The following is a 17,280-nucleotide window of genomic DNA, read 5'->3' on the forward strand; positions in this document are numbered from 1 at the left end:
ACCATGAGCGAGACGTCATCCGCACGCCCGAGCTTTTGGGCGAGGCACGCGTGGATCATTGCCGCCATTTGGCTGTTCTTCCTGATCTTTCCCTTGATGACAGTGTGGGAGTTCTCAGGTTCTCCAGCCATCCGCATCCTGGGGCTGGCCTCCATTGCTGCTTTCGCCGGCGTGTACCTCTACGGGTTCATCACCTTGCCGGACTGCCTCGGCGGACACGCGCCGAAGAGAGCGTGGACTGTCTTCGGCATCCTGTGCCTCTTGCCCCTGCCAACCATGCTCGTAGACGCCGCCAACTACCTGTCCTTCACGCCCTTCCTGATCAGCTTTGCCGCCTATCTCCTGGGGCTTCGGGCGCTGCTCGTGACTGCGGCGTTGTCCTTTGCTGGCCTGGTCCTTGCAGGATGGTGGTTAGGCAGCGTCGACGCAGTGCTGTCCTTGGGAATTGCGATGGCGTTGGTGTTCATCGTGAACTTGATGGTGACCCAGATGATGCGTGCCGGCCAGAGCGCGGAACACATGCGCGTTGAGCTTGCACGAGCCGAGGAACGGGTGAAATTGTCGCGGGATGTGCACGATCTCTTAGGGCACTCACTCACGGTGGTCAAGCTAAAATCCGAGCTCGCCGAGAAGCTCTTAGACGCCGAACCGGCGCGCGCCAAAAAAGAACTTCACGAGATTGGCGAGATCACGGCGGAAGCTCTAGCGGGGGTCCGAGCTACCGTTACCGGATTGCGCGGAGCGAGCCTGAGCCAAGAGTTGCTGAATTCCCAAGCAACGCTTGAAGCCGCCGGCCACGCGGTGACCGTCTCTGGGGACCCCGTTGACGTGCCACCTGCCGTGAGTGTTCAACTCGGGTGGGTCATCCGCGAAGTGACCACGAATATTCTGCGCCACGCTCACGCCACCGAAGTTCTCATCTCATGGGACGTCGACTCCTTGACCATCGAGGATGACGGCGACGGCTGGGGCAGCATCCGCAAGGACGTCTCAGGTTCTGATGCCGTAGAAGGTAATGGCCTTCGGGGAATTCGCGAACGTTTGGCTGCGGTGGATGCGCGTTTAGTGTTGAGCGAATCGCGCTTTGGCGGCGCTTTAGTGGAGGTGGCGTGGTGACTGGAGATAGAGTTGTTGCGGGAGGCCGTGCGCAGATCAGAGTGCTCATCGCAGACGACCAAGCGCTGGTGCGCGGTGCCATGGCGGCGCTGCTGAACCTGGAACCAGACATCGACGTGATCGCCGAAGTGGGTGACGGCGCAGAGGCGCTTGCGGCCCTCCGCGAGCAGGAAGTGGACGTTTGCTTACTGGACGTTCAAATGCCGGGAATGGACGGCATTGAAACCGCTGAGCGGATTCGCACCGAACAACCACACGTCCGAGTGCTCATGGTGACCACCTTCGACCGGCCCGGATACCTCAAACGAGCGCTCGCGGCCGGTGCCTCCGGGTTCGTGGTCAAAGATACGCCCGCGGATCAGCTGGCCGAAGTAGTGCGACGTATCCACTCGGGACTGCGAGTCGTCGATCCGCACTTGGCACAAGAATCCCTCTTTGAAGGGGATAACCCGCTCACCGAACGCGAAGTGGAGATCCTTCTCCGTGCAGCCGACGGAGAACCGGTCGCCAAAATTGCGGCAGCCCTGTACTTGAGTGCGGGAACGGTGCGGAACTATCTATCCAACGCCATCGCCAAGACGTGCACCACAAACCGCATCGAAGCGGCCCGCACAGCACGAGACCGCGGCTGGATCTAAAAAATAGCGCCAGCCGCGGTCTCGTGTAAGTGCTCCACGCTTTAGCGAGCGTCCTTCAAGAACTGCACCAAATCAGCGGCAATGCCGGTGTACGTTCCGGGGGTGAGCTCGGAAAGGCGAGCTGCGGCGTCGTCCGTCAGACCCAAACTGGCCACGAACTCACGCATGCGAGCCTCATCAACGCGGTGTCCGCGAGTGAGCTCCTTGAGGCGCTCGTAAGGGTTCTCCATGCCAGGCACGCCCGCGATCGCTTCGGCACGCATGACGGTCTGGATGGCTTCGCCGAGAACTTCCCAGTTCTCATTGAGGTCCTGAGCGAGCACGCTCTCGGCGACGTCAAGGCGCTCGAGGCCCTTGGAAACGTTGCTGATCGCGAGAATCGAGTGACCGAAAGCGACGCCGATATTGCGCTGGCTCGAGGAGTCCGTGAGGTCGCGCTGCCAGCGGCTCGTGACGAGCGTTGCTGCCAGGGTGTCGAGAAGCGCGTTGCTGATCTCGAGGTTGGCCTCAGCGTTCTCGAAGCGGATGGGGTTGACCTTGTGCGGCATCGTGGAGGAGCCGGTGGCGCCTTCGACAGGGATCTGGGCGAAGAATCCGATGCTGATGTAGCTCCAGATGTCCGTGCAAATGTTGTGCAGAATGCGGTTGAAGCGGGCGACGTCTGCGTAGAGCTCGGCCTGCCAGTCGTGCGACTCGATCTGCGTGGTCAGCGGGTTCCAGGTGAGCCCGAGACCTTCGACGAAGGTACGGGAAATCTCTGGCCAGTTGGCGGTGGGAACTGCTGCAACGTGGGCGGAGAACGTGCCGGTTGCGCCGTTGATCTTGCCCAAGAATTCAGTGTTCTTGACGCGCTTGAGCTGGCGGTTGAGGCGCCAAGCGAAGACGGCGAGTTCCTTGCCGAGGGTGGTCGGCGTGGCTGGCTGACCGTGCGTGCGAGACATCATCGGGACGTCTTTGTTGGCCTCGGCCATGTCAGCAATCTGCTGGGTCAACGCGTCTGCTGCTGGGAGCCAGACCTTGGACACAGCGTCCTTGATGCCGAGGGCGTAGGAGAGGTTGTTGATGTCTTCGCTGGTGCAAGCGAAGTGAACCATGGGCTTGAGGTGCTCGAGTCCGAGGCCAGCGAGGCGGGCGCCGATGAAGTACTCGACGGCCTTGACGTCGTGAACCGTGACCTTTTCCGTCTCGGCAAGTTCCTTGACGGAGTCCTGGTTGAAGTCCGTGACGATCTTGCGGAGGCCGGCCTTCTGCTCGTCGGTGAGCTTCTTGGCGCCTGGAAGAACGCTGTTTTCCGTCAAGTGAATGAGCCATTCGACCTCGACATGGACGCGATCGCGGTTGAGGGCGGCTTCGCTCAAGTAGTCCACGAGCGGAGCGGTCGCGGCACGGTATCGGCCATCAAGCGGTCCGAGCGCAAGGAAATCTTCAGAGCCTGCGTTGGCGGAAGGTGATTGGACCAAGGATGTGCGAGCAATTTCAACCATGGCCCCTATTCTTTCACCTCTTCGCGGCTTCCTTGGAGTCGATGTCATAGAAGTGTGGATATCCCGTGTGGTGTCACGCACTTTTGGTGTTCTCTTCACCCTTTCTGCGCTGTTATCCCCAGTTTTTGGGCTGGGGCGGGGTGGTGTTCTCTGAGCTTCATAGCCTGTGGTGAGTGGCATTCGGGGCTTGTGCCTTCACGTCAGGACTAAAAGGGGAATCACATGTTGGAGCAATGGTTTGCTGACGCCGCGTCAGAAATCCAACAAGGGCAGCACTTTGCCCAATTGGCCGAAGCCAAGTTGCGGCACATTAGCGCGGTCAAGTGGGACTCCATGGCCGGCATCAACTTCAAGCGGCGTGTGGAGGACATGCACGCACGCACATGGTCTGCGGTTCAAGACTCGCGGGAGGCGGCTCACTCGATGCCGGGCATCATCGCTGGAATGGCTTCCATGGATCAGGATTTGCGAGATCTGCAATCTGATGTAGCCCAGGGATTTGTTGACCAGGGCGTGCGATTAAGCCAGCTAGTGCAAGTTATGGCAGAAGTTGGCATGAATGCTCCGGTCTATCTGGGGCAGCGCGGCGCTTTCAATCCGTTGTCCACTTCCTGACCCGCTATCTCTTCCGAATCACTTTGGGAACTGCATTTTTCTTTTCTTAGGAGTATCGCTATGACCGTATGGGTAGAAGGTGGAACCAGCTCGACAACTGAGTTTCGTCGCGAAGAACTTGAAAAGGCACGGGCGCTGTTGAATGACGCGCACGCGCATCTGACAGAAGCTGAGAGTTGGTATATGAAAGCGCAGGGCAAGACGGCGCCTTTCGGGCTGTTCCACCCGGCCGTGGAACCGGTGTCCATGACTTTGTGGAGAGTTATCAGCAACGTGGACAAGCTTCGGTTCGACACCGCCAAGAATCTGACACGACTGGATCTGGCGATTCAAACCTACGAAGGCTCCGAACGGTTAGTGGTGGAAGCCATCGATCGCGTCCGATCCGACCACCCGTTGGCGTCGCTACTCCTTGATCTTTTGGACGAGTCCCCGCAACTCTCCACGGAATCGGGCGAACTGATCATGCGTCGATGGCCTTCCTTTGCTCAGGAGGCCATCATGCTTCTGTTTCCGGCGCTCAAGGCAAGCTCTCTCGTGGAAAAGGCCGAGTCCGTCAGGGGTCCGGTGGAAGAGTTCTTGGGTGTCAGCGAGGAGAACGTCCCGGAGAATACGGTGAGAGCAGCTGAATGGATCGCAGAGCGCTTCGATTTGGTGGAGCACCTGCCCATCAACGTAGAACGTGCAGAAGACATGGGGTACCGAGAGTTTCGTGGGGACCTCAGTGATCTGGTGGCGATGTCCCGGGAACTGGATCAGACCTCGGTGCCGAAGGAGACAGCCGGGCAAGTCATGATTGCTGAGGTTGAGGGGCTCGCCGGCGGGAAGACCTACGTCGTGACGCTGCCGGGAACCACATCGCTGGATTCCTTGGAGAACCCGTTTTCCATGACAGGCATTGCCGAAGGAATGCTGCACGGAAGCCCTCACGTAGCGCAGGCGACCATGGAATCACTCGAAGCCGTAGGGGCTCCGGCTGGCTCCCGCATCATCTTGAACGGATACAGTCAGGGCGGCATACATGCGGCGAACTTGGCGGGAAACGAGGCTCTGCGCTCGCGATATGACGTCTCGCAGATCGTGACAGTCGGTTCTCCGGTCGCGAGCATCGAGATCCCTGAGGAGGTCAAAGCGCTCCATATTGAACACATAGATGATGCAGTTCCCGCGTCCGACGGGGTTCGAAACCCTGCGACTCCCAACAGGGTGACTGCATACCTCAGTGGTTATGCGAACCTAGACGACCACCTCGCGCTGAATCCGCTGCGCGCGCACCGACTCGAGAATTACCACCTGCAATCTAAGCAACTGACCTTTGACGATTCACCAGGAATCGTTGAAGCCAACGCGGCGCTGGCGGGTGCGGCCGGTATTGCGTCGGTGGCCAAGATCCACCGTGTGACCTGGAAGCGCTCGACTGAGGGATCGTTGCCCAAGATGGCGACGCGGGTCCCACAGGCGAAGTCGTCATTTCGTCCAACTGTCACTGAGGATCTTGGGGTGAAAGTAGGCAGCAAGTAGTTCACTCATGCGAGGCGCTGCCTGAAGGGCCTAAACGCGAGGCGCGGAGCTTTCCCTGTTGTGGGTAGGCTCCGCGCCTTCGTTGTGTCCCGTTGAATTTTTGGTGTTTCTCAGCCTCAATCGAGATTGTTGTTAGGCGCCACGGTCGATCTTGTCTGGGACCACCCAGCCGATCAGCGCAGAAACAACGCTGATGATGATGGAACCCAGAATCGCGTCCCAGAAGAAGGCGTTGACGTGGAATCCGATCGGCGTGAAGGACATGATCCAAGACGTCAGCATGAGCATCGCCGCGTTGATGATGATGGCGAAGAGGCCCAGCGTGAGGCACGTGATGGGGATGGACAAGAAGGAAATGATCGGCCGGACAATGGCGTTGACCAAGCCGAAAATTGCGCCGACGGCAAGGTAGGAGAGGATGTCTCCGGCCGCGTTGCTTCCGGTTGCCGAGGCGGCGGCTTCAGTACCTACCGTGATGCCCGGCAGCAGCCAAGCTGCGATGAAAAGTGCAAGTGCGTTGACGATGACTCGGATGAGAAAACGGATCATATTGTCATCATGTCACGCCTCTTCTAGGTATGGGCTGTGACGAGCCGCTCAATTTGGGCATGCAGTTGGGGATATTCTTCCTATATGTCTTCTGAGGAAAAATCTGTACCGACTCTTCGTCCCCGACCGGTCGTCGATCGGCTTCCGCGCTACGCCGCGGGCAAGCCTGCCGCACCCGTACCAGGTCTTGAGGCCTTCAAACTGGCATCCAACGAGAATCCTCTGGCGCCGTTGCCAGAAGTCTTGACCGCGATTGCCGAACAAGTAGCTATTAACCGATACCCGGACTCCGTTGCGACGAAGCTACGCGAGAAACTGGGCGAGTACTTGGGTGTACCCGCCGACGATATTGTGACTGGCGCCGGCTCTCTCGGCGGTTTGGTCCAAATTCTGTCTGCCTTCGCTGGCCAGAACGATGATGGCAAGCCGGATGAAGTGATTTACGCGTGGCGTTCCTTCGAGGCGTACCCCATTTGCGTACAAACGACCGGTGCTGCTTCTGTGGCGGTTCCCGTTCTCGCTGATGGACGTCACGATCTCGATGGAATGATCGCCGCAATTACTGATCAGACCAAGGTCATCATCCTGTGCACCCCTAACAACCCGACAGGACCGTCGCTGACGAAGGCCGAAGTTGAAGGCTTCCTGGCTCGAGTGCCTGCGCACATCCTGGTGGTCCTGGACGAGGCTTACACGGAATTCGTGCGTGATCCGGAGGCTGTTGACGGTATTCAGCTGTACCGCTCCTACCCGAACCTCGTGGTGCTTCGGACGTTCTCGAAGGCTCACGGTCTGGCGAACTTGCGCGTGGGCTACTCCGTTTCCCAGCCTCACATCACGGAAAGCCTGCGCATCGTGGCAACGCCGTTCGCGGTCTCAACGCTTGCGCAAGATGCCGCCGTGGTCTCCTTGGAGAACATCGACAAGGTACTTGCCCGCGTTGAGGAACTTGTTCAAGAACGAAACCGGGTTGTTGCCGGTCTCAAAAAACAGGGCTGGGACTTCCCGGAATCGCAGGGCAACTTTGTGTGGCTTCCGCTCGGTGAGCGTAGCCAAGAGTTTGCTCAGGCGGCTGAAAAGCAAGCGCTTTCGGTCCGCGCTTTTGGTGTTGAAGGTGTGCGCGTGAGCATCGGCGAAGTCGAGGCGAATTCTCGGTTCTTGAGCATCGCGAAAGACTTTGTTCAGTAGCTCGAACATGCAATTCTCAGAGGCAAATGCCGACTAAAGTTTGGCCCTGCGACACCGTCGTGGGGCCAAACTTTTTGGTTAATGGCTGAAATTTACGCGAATCGGGTGCATAGTACGGAGTGAGGTGACGGCGTTCAGCGGCTGTTGCCAAAACCTATTCTGGAAAGAGTGTGCTGTGAAGCGAAGCTGCTCCCATAACAAGTCGCACACGGCCCGGGGTAACGAGTACGAGGTATTTCATGCATGAATCTGGCGACATGATCCAGCTGTTGAACAGCGAGGGTGAGCGCACGGCCAACCCGGAATGGGATGCCTATCTGGGGGACGTCGACGCGGACATGCTGCGCCAGTTCTACCGCGACATGTTTTACACCCGGCGCTTCGACAAGGAAGCGACTGCGCTCCAGCGTCAGGGTCAGCTAGCACTCTGGGTTCCACTGCGTGGCCAAGAGGCCGCACAAATTGGTGCTGGCCGAGCCACGAAACCGCAAGACTACTTGTTCCCGACGTACCGCGAGCACGGTGTAGCGCTGACGCGAAACGTTGACTTCCCACAAATGCTGCGGTTGTTCCGCGGTATTTCCAATGGCGGTTGGGATCCCCGGGACAATAACTTCCACATGTACACCATGGTGCTGGCAGCCCAGGTGCCACATGCAACGGGCTATGCCATGGCCACCAAAATGGACGAAGCTGACTTCTCGCCAGAGAAGCGTGCCGCGGATGGCACGGCAGTGATGGCCTTCTTCGGTGACGGGGCAAGTTCTGAAGGCGACGTCCACGAATCCATGGTCTTCGCCGCCAGCTTCAACGCACCGTTGGTCTTCTTCTGCCAGAACAACCAGTGGGCCATCTCCGTCCCCGTAGAAGTGCAAGCGAAAGTACCTATTTCGCAGCGCGCTCAGGGTTACGGATTCCCCGGCATCCGAGTCGATGGAAACGACGTCCTTGCCGTCTTGGCAGTCACGCGTTGGGCGCTTGAGCGCGCTCGCACCGGCCAAGGACCAACCTTCATTGAGGCGTATACCTACCGCATGAGTGCTCACACGACCGCGGATGATCCCACAAAGTACCGTCTCGATTCAGAAGAGGCATCTTGGATTGACCGGGATCCGCTGGTTCGTCTGGAGAAGCACCTGCGCGACAACGGTTTGGGGGACGAAGCCTTCTTCGAGGATGTCTCTCGCGGAGCAGACGAGATGGCGCATCGCGTGCGACAGGAAGCAATGGCCTTCCCTGTCCCTCGCCTCGAGCAACTTTTCGACAACGTCTACGCAGGCGCTCACCCGCTGATTCAAGCGGAGCTGAAACAGCACCTTGAGTATGAGGCCGGATTCTTGGACCGACCAGAGTCGGACAACACCGATGGAGGTGCGCACTAATGACCACCATGACTATTGCCAAGGCAATTACCAACGGCCTAGCGAAGGTGCTCGAAAGCAACCCAAAGTCCGTACTGATCGGTGAGGACATTGGAAAGCTCGGCGGCGTGTACCGCGTCACCGAAGGTCTTCAAGCAAAATTCGGTGCGACCCGAGTCATTGATTCGCCGCTCGCCGAATCTGGAATTGTTGGCACCTCCATCGGTATGTCCCTCCGTGGCTACATGCCCATCGCGGAGATCCAGTTCGATGGCTTCGTCTTCCCGGCCTACAACCAAATCACCACGCAGCTTGCAAAGATGCGTTCTCGCGCCGAGGGCCGCTTTGGCGCACCCGTGGTCATCCGCATTCCTTACGGTGGTGGCATCGGTTCTGTCGAGCACCACTCGGAATCGCCGGAAGCGCTCTTTGCGCACACCGCCGGCCTGCGTATCATCACGCCGTCCAACGCGAACGACGCCTACTGGATGATTCAGCAGGCAGCGACCTGTGGCGATCCAGTGATCTTCTTCGAACCTAAGCGCCGCTATTGGCTCAAGGGTGAGGTCGACCTCGAGAACCCAGCTCCGGACGCCTTCCGTGCCCAAGTGGTCCGAGAGGGTAACGATGCAACGATCGTCACCTACGGACCATTGGTTCCCGTCGCGCTCGCAGCGGCCGAAGCCAGCCTCGAGGATGGCCGAAGCGTTGAAGTCATTGATCTTCGATCCATCAGCCCGATCGACTTCGACGCGATCGCTGAGTCAGTCGAGAAGACCGGCCGCCTGATTGTCACTCACGAGGCACCGACGTTCGGTGGCATCGGTGGAGAAATCGCATCCCGCATTGCCGAGCGGTGCTTCCACTCCCTAGAAGCGCCAGTCATTCGCGTCGGCGGCTACCACATGCCGTATCCGATCTCGAAGGTTGAAGACCAATACTTGCCGGACATCGATAAGGTGCTTGACGCCCTTGACCGGTCCTTTGCTTACTAGCATTCCCTCGCGGAATCAGGAGAATCATGCGCACCTTTAATTTGCCAGACGTCGGCGAAGGGCTGACCGAAGCAGAAGTCGTTTCATGGAAAGTGAAGCCAGGCGATTCCATTCGCGTCAACGACATCTTCGTTGAGATCGAGACCGCGAAGAGCCTCGTGGAGCTACCGAGCCCGTTCGAGGGCGTTGTTCGAGAACTCCATGCCGCTGAAGGCGACACTCTCGAGGTTGGCGCCCCGCTGTTTTCGGTCGATACTCTCGCCGATGACCCAAACCCCAAGACGAGCCCCATCCGAACCATCAAGGTTGATTCGGTTCCCGGTGAACTGGTCACCCCAACGGGGCTGACGGCTGGATCAAAGCTCGGCCTCGAGGAAGCCCCTGCTTCGATGAAGTCGGATTCAGAAGTAGGACCCTTGGTTGGTTCCGGCCCCAAGGCGGACGCCCCACACCGCCGTCGCCGTATCCGCCCTGGAATTGACGCTGCAGCGCCGTCTCCCGTAACCACACCAGCAGACTCCCCGGTTGCCGCGCAAGAGCCAAAGGCTGAGCAAGCGCCTGCGGCTATGTCATCAATAGCCAAAGCTCGTCAGCCGCTGACGCACTTCGTCAACCGCGTTCTCGCTAAGCCTCCGGTGCGCAAAGTAGCTCGTGACCTCGGCATCGATCTTGAGCGCGTGACTCCAACGGGCGCCTACGGTGAGGTCACCCGTGGCGACTTGGAGAGCTACCAGGCGCAACGCGAGCGTGAACAAGATGCTGCGCCAAAGTTCTGGGCCGGATCAGACCAAACGAATAAGGGCCATGTTGAACGCCAGACCGTCCGTGGCGTCCGCAAAGCCACCGCGAAGGCGATGGTTGATTCTGCCTTCAGCGCCCCGCACGTCTCCATCTTCGTTGATGTTGATGCATCGAGGACCATGGAATTCGTTCAGCGTTTGAAGAAGAGCCGCGACTTCGAAGGCATCAAGGTCTCTCCGCTGCTTATTCTGGCCAAGGCCGTCATCTGGGCCGCAGCGCGGAATCCTTCAGTGAACGCCAGCTGGGTGGATACCGCAGACGGTGCTGAAATCCATGTCAAGCACTTCATGAACCTGGGCATCGCGGCCGCGACGCCTCGTGGGCTCATGGTGCCGAACATCAAGGATGCGCAGAACCTGTCCCTCAAGGAGCTGGCCATAGCGCTCAACGACTTGGCGAGCACTGCCCGTGCAGGCAAGACGAAGCCGTCAGACATGCAGAACGGCACACTGACTGTGACGAACATCGGCGCACTTGGCATCGACACGGGCACGCCGATCATCAACCCGGGAGAAGTGGCGATCGTTGCCTTCGGAACCATTCGGCAGAAGCCGTGGGTGGTTTCTGGAGAAGTCATTCCACGCTGGATCACCACGCTCGGCGGATCCTTCGACCACCGCGTGGTTGATGGTGACCTGTCGGCGCGATTCATGGCTGACGTCGCAGCGATCATGGAAGAGCCAGCACTGTTGCTTGACTAAAGGGCCAGCGAGCCGCTTCGAAGATGGAGCGCGTCCAAGTCCCTAAAACTAACTTCCAAGTTCCAAACACTAGAGGAGCCGGTCACCGAAAGGTGACCGGCTCCTCTAGTTGAGAACCTAGTTTGCTACCGTGAAGCGGCGCTCGCGGTGCTGTGGGTTCTCGATTTCGTCGAGAACGGCAACAGCGAAGTCCTGAGTCGAGATGGAATCTCCCACAGGGGATTCGGCACCCAACTTGTATTGACCAGTGCGCTCACCCGGAGCGATCATCGGTGCTGGGGCAAGCATGGTCCAGTTGACGCCCGAGGAGTCGCGATAGGCATCAAGAGCCTTGGACATTGTCTCTGCCTCAGCCTTGTAGGCGTCGGGGAAGCCCGGCTGATCCTTCAGCTGAGCGTCGCCGACCTGAAGGGCGCCAGCGCCACCGATAACGAACAAACGGGTTGGCAAAAGCGTCTCAGCCAATTCCTCGTGCGTGTTCAGGATCGGGGCGTGATCTCCACCGTCGCGTGCTGGGGGCACGGAAATGACGATGACGTCGTTGTCCTGCGCGAGTTCCTGAATCTTATTCACGTCGGTCACGTCAGCCTGCTGGCTGCTGACCTTTCCGGCAAGCGCTTTATCTGCCAACTGACCCGAACGGCTCAGAACCGTCACTTCGTGGCCACGGGTTACTGCTTCGTTGACAATCTGGCTGCCAACCATGCCATTTCCGCCATACACAGCGATCTTCATGGGTGATTCCTTTCGAGAGGGCTTTGCAACGTTTCGCAAAATCTTTGAAGCGATTCAGCTACTGGACATCTACAGGGCCTAACCGGTGGGTCGTAGCCCTTATTCCACTAACTTGAATCTTTAATTATTGGTTTGATTCCACTCGTCCACAGTGAGCCGGTCGAACGCAAAGATCTCGCCGAGACCTGCCCATTCGTTCGCGCCCAGACGGGATACGGGATCGAGAAGCCCGGGAATCGGATGCCGTCGTTCGTTGAAGAGGTCGCTGTTGACGGCAAAATGACGCACTCTTCCAAAGGCCATATATCCGTTACCCATCTGGAGAACTTGTTCCAGCACGCACTCAATGACCGCCGGTGACTGAGCAACGCGAGGTGGTTTGACCGTCTTTGACGGTTCCATGGCGATGCCCACCTTCTCGAACTCGCTGATGCCGTGTTCAAACGGTGTTGCGCTCAGATTCACTTGATCCCTGAGCTCGGTGGTCGCGACGTTGAGAACGAACTCCCCGGTCTCCTCGATGTTCCGCAACGAATCCTTCCGCGCCGTAGATGTGAACTGAACAATGCCCGGTTCGGACGAAACAACGGAGAAGAAGGAATGTGGGGCAAGGTTTGGAACCCCTGCGGAGTCGATAGTGGAGACCCAAGCGATGGGACGCGGGATGACCAGAGACGTCAGAAGTTTGTACACTTCTCGACTCGTCAAAGACTCAACAGGTATCTCATCCCGCTCCGTCATGACGCGGCGGCCCCTTCGGCGGCCGCAATCGCCTGGATCAGCACAGGAGCAAGCCGCTTGACTCCTTCACGAATGCTTTCTTCGTCCACGGCGCTAAAGGCGAGACGTAGCTTGTTGGGGTTTTCCTGAGTTGGCGAGAACGCGGCTCCGGGAATGAAAACAACGCCAGCCTCGATGCCAGTGTGCAGCAGCGGGTACGTATCCACTCCTTCGGGAAGCGTCAGCCACACAAAGAAGCCGCCTTCGGGGACAGTCCACGAAATGCTCTCAGGCATGAACTCTTCAAGAGCGGCGATCATTGCAGCACAACGCTTCGCGTAGAGCTCGCGGTACGTGGCAACCTGCCCCTTCCAGTCGTGATTTTCCAGATAGGAAGTCACCAGCATTTGGTTCAGGGTGGGCGGGCACAAGATTACGGCTTCGTTTGCGAGGTAGAAGCGTCGCTGGAATCGCTCTGGAACAAGGGCCCAGCCCACGCGAAGCCCTGGAGCGAAGATCTTGGAGAAGCTACCGAGGTAGAGCACGTCTTCAGGATTGTCGGCTCGCATGGGGCGGTTGAATTCGCCCTCGAACTTGAGCATGCCGTAGGGATTGTCCTCAATCACCAAGAGGCCCTCTTGCTTACAGATGTTCACAATCTGCTGACGCCGCTCGGCGGACAAAGTAATGCCCGAGGGATTGTTGAAGCTAGGGATCGTATAGAGCAGCTTGACCGTCTTGCCTTCAGCGCGCAACGCGACGATGGCTTCTTGGAGGGCCTCTGGAACCAGACCGTGCTCGTCAACGCGAACAGGGTGGACCGCCACTTGGTTGGCTTCAAAGGTGTTCAATGCACCCACGTAGGTGGGGTCCTCGCAAAGCACCACGTCGTGCGGATCGCAGAAGACTTTGCAGGTGATGTCCAGCGCGGACTGGCTGCCGGCGGTCACCACAACGTTCTCGGGAGAAGCATCGAGGATAAATTCTTCAGCCATGACGTGGCAGATAGCTTCGCGAAGTTCTGAGGTGCCCTGGCCATTGCCGTACTGAAGTGCCGTCATGCCCTCTTGCGCAAGGATGTCGTGCGCAAGAGTTCCGAGCTTTTCAAGAGGCAGCGACTGGAGGTACGGATTTCCGCCAGCGAGCGAGACGAGACCTTCACGCATCGAGATATCAAAGACATCACGGACCGCGGATTGCTTGATATTCGCGGCACGCGCGGAGTAAAGGCAATCGAGCTCTGGTGTTGCTTTGTTCATTACTTTCCTTTGTCGCTGAGGTGTGACCTGCTGGCAAGCCATGCCATGACATCCGCCGGTTTAATACGCCGATGGGTGCCCCGATATTCGACGGGGATTTCTCCCTTGTCTGTGAGCTGGCGCATATAAGTATGCGAGATCCCAGCCAGTTTTGCCGCTTCTGAGGTGTTGAGGAATTCTTCGTTGGTGCTCACGGTGATGGAATCGCCTCGGGAGAGGCGCCGGAGAACGTCCTGAACGGCGACCACGGCCTCAGTTGGCAGCTTTACGGCGGTGCCATCCACAAAGACCGTGGCGTCGTCAGAGTCGGCCAGCGCCTTGGCCAGCCGATCGGCGGCGGCGGCGTTCAGAGGCGCGAAGGTTGCGGGCTGATTGGCATGGGATTTTTCGCTCATGATGTCTACGAGTCTAGGCGCTGGGCTGCTGGGATTGTCGGGCACGTTGAACATCGCGCACCCACGAGTAGCTCGCCTTTGGCGTTCGTTCCAACGAGATGCGATCCACATGCACCAGTCCAAATTTTTGACGGTACCCGGCCGCCCATTCCCAGTTGTCTACCAAGGACCAGATGAAGTATCCGCCGACGTTCACGCCCTCGGCGACGCCACCCGCTGAGGTGGTCGCGAAAAGCGTGCGAAGGTGATCCTGCAAGTATTCGATTCTGTTGTGATCTTCTACCCGTCCACGGTCTGGATCCGGAGATTCTTCAAAACTCACGCCGCCTTCGGTGATGAGTAGCGGCGGCAGATTGGGGTAGCGGTCGCGCATGCGGCTCAGCATCACCCCAAGATATTCGGGGGCAATGGGCCAGCCGTAAGCGGTCATGTCCCGGTCTGGCCACTCGGCTTGATGTACAGGGGTCGGCAACGGTACCGGCGAGGGATCTTGTCCGTTGGGGATGAGCATGCTCGCAGGAACTGGTCCGTCCGGGCCGGGGCCGGACGCAATCTTGGTAGGCATGTAGTAGTTCAGCCCATAGAAATCCAGGGGAGTGCTAATGATCTCCAAGTCGCCATCGTGGATGGTCGCACCCATGAGTTCGGTCAGTTTTTCGATGCCCCAGGGGTACTCGCCCTTCAGCACGGGATCGGCGAAAAGCCAGTTGTAAGCAACGTCCACAATCGCGGCACCGGCCGTGGCCAATGGGTCTTTCTCGGAGGCAGGCACCACTGGTGAGTGCACATTGGACATCCCGATCTTCCCGCGCACACTAGCATCGCGAAGTGCCTGAACGGCCATGCCGTGCGCTAAAAGGAGGTGATGCGCGGCTGGCAAAGCTTTCAAACCGGCGTTGCGCGCAGGCGCGTGAAGCTCGGACGCGTACCCGTTTCCCACCACTGTGGCCGGCTCGTTGATGGTGCACCAGTAGTCCACTAGATCGCCGAACTCTTGACCCATGAACGCCGCGTAGTCAGCAAAAGCGGTCGCGGTATCTCGTGACAACCAACCGTCGCCGGTTTCGAGATACGCCGGGGTGTCCCAATGGAACAGAGTCAGAACGGACGTAATTCCGGCGTCGGACAGCTCCTGCAACAGGCGCCGGTAAAAGTCCACGCCGGCCGGATTGGGTGCGCCTCCGGGCTCGGGGAAGATCCGGGACCAAGACACCGAGAAGCGGTAGGCATCCAGGCCCGCCTCGCGCATGAGAGCAACGTCCTGGGGCATGCGGTTGTAATGGTCCACCGCGTTGCGAGCATCGGATCCATCGACCGCTTTCGAGGGGTCGCCAAGCCAGGCATCCCACGTTGAGGGTGTTCTGCCGTCCTGCTCAACGGCGCCCTCAATTTGAAAAGCGCTGGTGGCTGTTCCTACAAGGAAGTTTGGTGGAATCTCGGCGGCAAAGTCCGCTGCATCCGCAATGTTCACAGGCTCATTCTGCAGGAATCACCAGTGAAGGTCACGTGGGCGTCAACACGCGGACCACACAAGAGAGACTGAGAGACGTCCCGGGCTTCGTCCCCGAACATTCCTGGCGGTTCCGGCGCAATGGATAAGTAGCGATGCCCGGTAGGCGTGGTGGTAGCAACGCTGTGCCGACCACCGGGAACCACACTGCTGGACCACCCGGCTTGTTGCTTGACGTAGTTGCAGGCCTCGCACATTCCCTGCCCGTTCTCCACGGTGGTTAGGCCGCCCTCCGCCCAGCCCACCACGTGGTCCGTGTGCCGGATGGATGCATCACACCACGTCGTCGCACAGCTCGCGTCCCGCAGCTCAATGAATCGCTTGAGCCCTGACGGGAAGATGCGTGCGCGGGATTCCAATCCCACCAAATCACCGGTGGACGGCGCTGTGAACACGCGGCGGATCATGAGCCTCGAATCGGCGGAGGCTCGCTCCACAATTTCACGGGCCACATCGGCTGGCAGCGTGCCATAACCGGCCAGGTGTGCGGGTTCCGAATCCCCGGAGAACAGCGTCCGTTCCGTCATCACAAGCTGAACTTCTACAGAGTGAGGCGGAGTCAGCGCACCTTCGCCGGTGTGCGGGCCGCCCACCACAAGGTCCAGCAGAAGATCCGCCATGATGGCCCCGAGCGCCCGGTTCCCATTGTTGGGCCCGGTCAGGACCTTGCTCGCAGATTTGGACAACGCGTTGAAGATCGCGGCGCCGTCTTGGGCTGGCACAATCGCTGTCAGTTGCGCCATTCCGTCGTCGAGGGGCTGCAAGGTGACGTGACGGTTCTTCTCGGCAGTACGACGACGCTTGGCTGCGGCTAGTCGGTCAACTCCCTGAGCGTGATCGGCGGCTAGAGCGCGCAGATCGCGGGAACCCAAGTGTGCGATCTTCTGAGGATCGCCGCACACCAACTCATCAACCTCGGCTCGCGCATCCGAAGACAGTGGAGCTGTGGTCAGGTAGACCGCTTCGCAGCGCTCGCGGTTTAAGACTCCACTGGCCAAGGCCTCGAAAGTTCGGGGCATGTCATCGACCACCGCCAACGCCACCTCCAAGGCACGAGCGCCTCGGTATCGCGGTTCTTTCTGTGCTAACGCGATCTCGGCCTCGAGGCTCTTTGTAGCGGATTCGCCTAACCTCTGCGGGGTGGCTGCGTCCGCAGTTTCATCGGCGAGGGAAGGGGCTGCGAACGGGTCGTTTGACGGCCCTTCGGAACCCGGTAGGGGCGGAACGCTCGAGAGCGAAGACGCGCGAACCGCATGCAGACTATGGATGGTGCGCATTTCGAACGCATCCGCGGCAGCCCGAAGCGCGGATAGCGCTCGCAGCATGTCCACGCATTCGGTTTCACACGCGAGCTGTCCGGCGCTTCCTGAATCGCGGCCGGAAGGCTCGCTCCCCAACGCGGCGCTCGCAAGAACCGCGGTAAGCGCCGCAATTTCGGAACTAGTCCCAACAGAAACAGCAAGCACTCCCGCCGGTTCCTTCGCCTCCGGTGTCACCCGGGCTCCTTCATCAATGTCCATGCCCTCCACGCTAGGCACCCACCCACATAGCAACCCCCGGCAAAGCCGCAATTGTGGATAAGCAAGCCCATTTAGCGCCATCACGCCAACCTGTGCGTTCTTTCCATCACCAATTCATTCAAAAAAGGACCCTCAAAATGCCTGATTCGCCACAACCACTATGAACAAAAGC

16 protein-coding genes are annotated in these 17,280 nt (G+C 59.0%); 8 read left to right on the forward strand and 8 right to left on the reverse strand.

The window, feature by feature from the left end; genetic code table 11:
• Positions 1–3 precede the first annotated feature (3 nt).
• Together BKA12_RS10445 and BKA12_RS10450 are read left to right on the forward strand one after the other, a co-directional pair.
• Positions 4–1,116, forward strand: a complete 1,113-nt coding sequence (locus tag BKA12_RS10445; protein WP_183643500.1) for a sensor histidine kinase — start codon at positions 4–6, stop codon at positions 1,114–1,116.
• Complete coding sequence (locus BKA12_RS10450) at positions 1,113–1,754, forward strand: response regulator transcription factor (RefSeq protein WP_338087507.1); 642 nt, start codon at positions 1,113–1,115, stop codon at positions 1,752–1,754. The genes BKA12_RS10445 and BKA12_RS10450 overlap by 4 nt, the downstream gene beginning before the upstream one ends.
• Before the next feature lie 41 nt (positions 1,755–1,795).
• Here BKA12_RS10450 and purB read toward each other — a convergent pair whose 3' ends face one another.
• Entirely contained in the window at positions 1,796–3,238 is a 1,443-nt protein-coding gene (gene purB, locus BKA12_RS10455; protein ID WP_183643503.1) for an adenylosuccinate lyase, read from the reverse strand.
• A gap of 222 nt (positions 3,239–3,460) precedes the next feature.
• Here purB and BKA12_RS10460 point away from each other — a divergent pair, with 222 nt between their 5' ends.
• Both BKA12_RS10460 and BKA12_RS10465 read left to right on the forward strand, forming a co-directional pair.
• Entirely contained in the window at positions 3,461–3,853 is a 393-nt protein-coding gene (locus tag BKA12_RS10460; RefSeq protein WP_183643506.1) for a hypothetical protein, read from the forward strand.
• A 60-nt stretch (positions 3,854–3,913) separates the two neighbouring features.
• Entirely contained in the window at positions 3,914–5,374 is a 1,461-nt protein-coding gene (locus BKA12_RS10465) for a hypothetical protein (RefSeq protein WP_183643509.1), read from the forward strand.
• A 132-nt stretch (positions 5,375–5,506) separates the two neighbouring features.
• Here BKA12_RS10465 and BKA12_RS10470 read toward each other — a convergent pair whose 3' ends face one another.
• Positions 5,507–5,923 carry a phage holin family protein gene (locus BKA12_RS10470; protein ID WP_183643512.1) on the reverse strand — a complete coding sequence of 139 codons (417 nt, stop codon included), beginning with the start codon at positions 5,921–5,923 and terminating at the stop codon, positions 5,507–5,509.
• A gap of 84 nt (positions 5,924–6,007) precedes the next feature.
• Here BKA12_RS10470 and hisC point away from each other — a divergent pair, with 84 nt between their 5' ends.
• The 4 genes from hisC (at position 6,008) to BKA12_RS10490 (ending at position 10,969) form a co-directional block, all read left to right on the forward strand.
• Complete coding sequence (hisC, locus tag BKA12_RS10475; RefSeq protein WP_183643515.1) at positions 6,008–7,111, forward strand: histidinol-phosphate transaminase; 1,104 nt, start codon at positions 6,008–6,010, stop codon at positions 7,109–7,111.
• Between the two features lie 239 nt (positions 7,112–7,350).
• A complete protein-coding gene (gene pdhA, locus BKA12_RS10480; protein ID WP_246361672.1) occupies positions 7,351–8,493 on the forward strand; it encodes a pyruvate dehydrogenase (acetyl-transferring) E1 component subunit alpha in 1,143 nt (380 codons plus the stop codon).
• Positions 8,493–9,467 carry an alpha-ketoacid dehydrogenase subunit beta gene (locus BKA12_RS10485; protein ID WP_183643518.1) on the forward strand — a complete coding sequence of 325 codons (975 nt, stop codon included), beginning with the start codon at positions 8,493–8,495 and terminating at the stop codon, positions 9,465–9,467. Before pdhA ends, BKA12_RS10485 begins: the two co-directional genes overlap by 1 nt.
• A 26-nt stretch (positions 9,468–9,493) precedes the next feature.
• Positions 9,494–10,969: a dihydrolipoamide acetyltransferase family protein gene (locus BKA12_RS10490; protein WP_183643521.1), complete on the forward strand. Its 1,476-nt coding sequence runs from the start codon at positions 9,494–9,496 to the stop codon at positions 10,967–10,969.
• Positions 10,970–11,086: 117 nt separating this feature from the next.
• Here BKA12_RS10490 and BKA12_RS10495 read toward each other — a convergent pair whose 3' ends face one another.
• The 6 genes from BKA12_RS10495 to BKA12_RS10520 all read right to left on the reverse strand — a co-directional run bounded on the left by BKA12_RS10495 (position 11,087) and on the right by BKA12_RS10520 (position 17,108).
• Entirely contained in the window at positions 11,087–11,704 is a 618-nt protein-coding gene (locus BKA12_RS10495; RefSeq protein WP_183643524.1) for an NAD(P)-dependent oxidoreductase, read from the reverse strand.
• A 120-nt stretch (positions 11,705–11,824) separates the two neighbouring features.
• A complete protein-coding gene (locus BKA12_RS10500) occupies positions 11,825–12,445 on the reverse strand; it encodes a flavin reductase family protein (RefSeq protein WP_183643527.1) in 621 nt (206 codons plus the stop codon).
• A complete protein-coding gene (locus tag BKA12_RS10505) occupies positions 12,442–13,683 on the reverse strand; it encodes an aminotransferase-like domain-containing protein (protein ID WP_246361673.1) in 1,242 nt (413 codons plus the stop codon). Before BKA12_RS10505 ends, BKA12_RS10500 begins: the two co-directional genes overlap by 4 nt.
• Positions 13,683–14,078 (reverse strand): helix-turn-helix domain-containing protein, encoded by a 396-nt coding sequence (locus BKA12_RS10510; protein ID WP_183643533.1) that lies wholly within the window; start codon positions 14,076–14,078, stop codon positions 13,683–13,685. Before BKA12_RS10510 ends, BKA12_RS10505 begins: the two co-directional genes overlap by 1 nt.
• A 13-nt stretch (positions 14,079–14,091) precedes the next feature.
• Complete coding sequence (locus BKA12_RS10515) at positions 14,092–15,549, reverse strand: family 1 glycosylhydrolase (protein ID WP_183643535.1); 1,458 nt, start codon at positions 15,547–15,549, stop codon at positions 14,092–14,094.
• A complete protein-coding gene (locus BKA12_RS10520) occupies positions 15,546–17,108 on the reverse strand; it encodes an HNH endonuclease (RefSeq protein WP_183643538.1) in 1,563 nt (520 codons plus the stop codon). The genes BKA12_RS10515 and BKA12_RS10520 overlap by 4 nt, the downstream gene beginning before the upstream one ends.
• Positions 17,109–17,280: the final 172 nt, after the last annotated feature.

This window comes from Neomicrococcus lactis, assembly GCF_014200305.1.
Classification (GTDB): domain Bacteria; phylum Actinomycetota; class Actinomycetes; order Actinomycetales; family Micrococcaceae; genus Neomicrococcus; species Neomicrococcus lactis.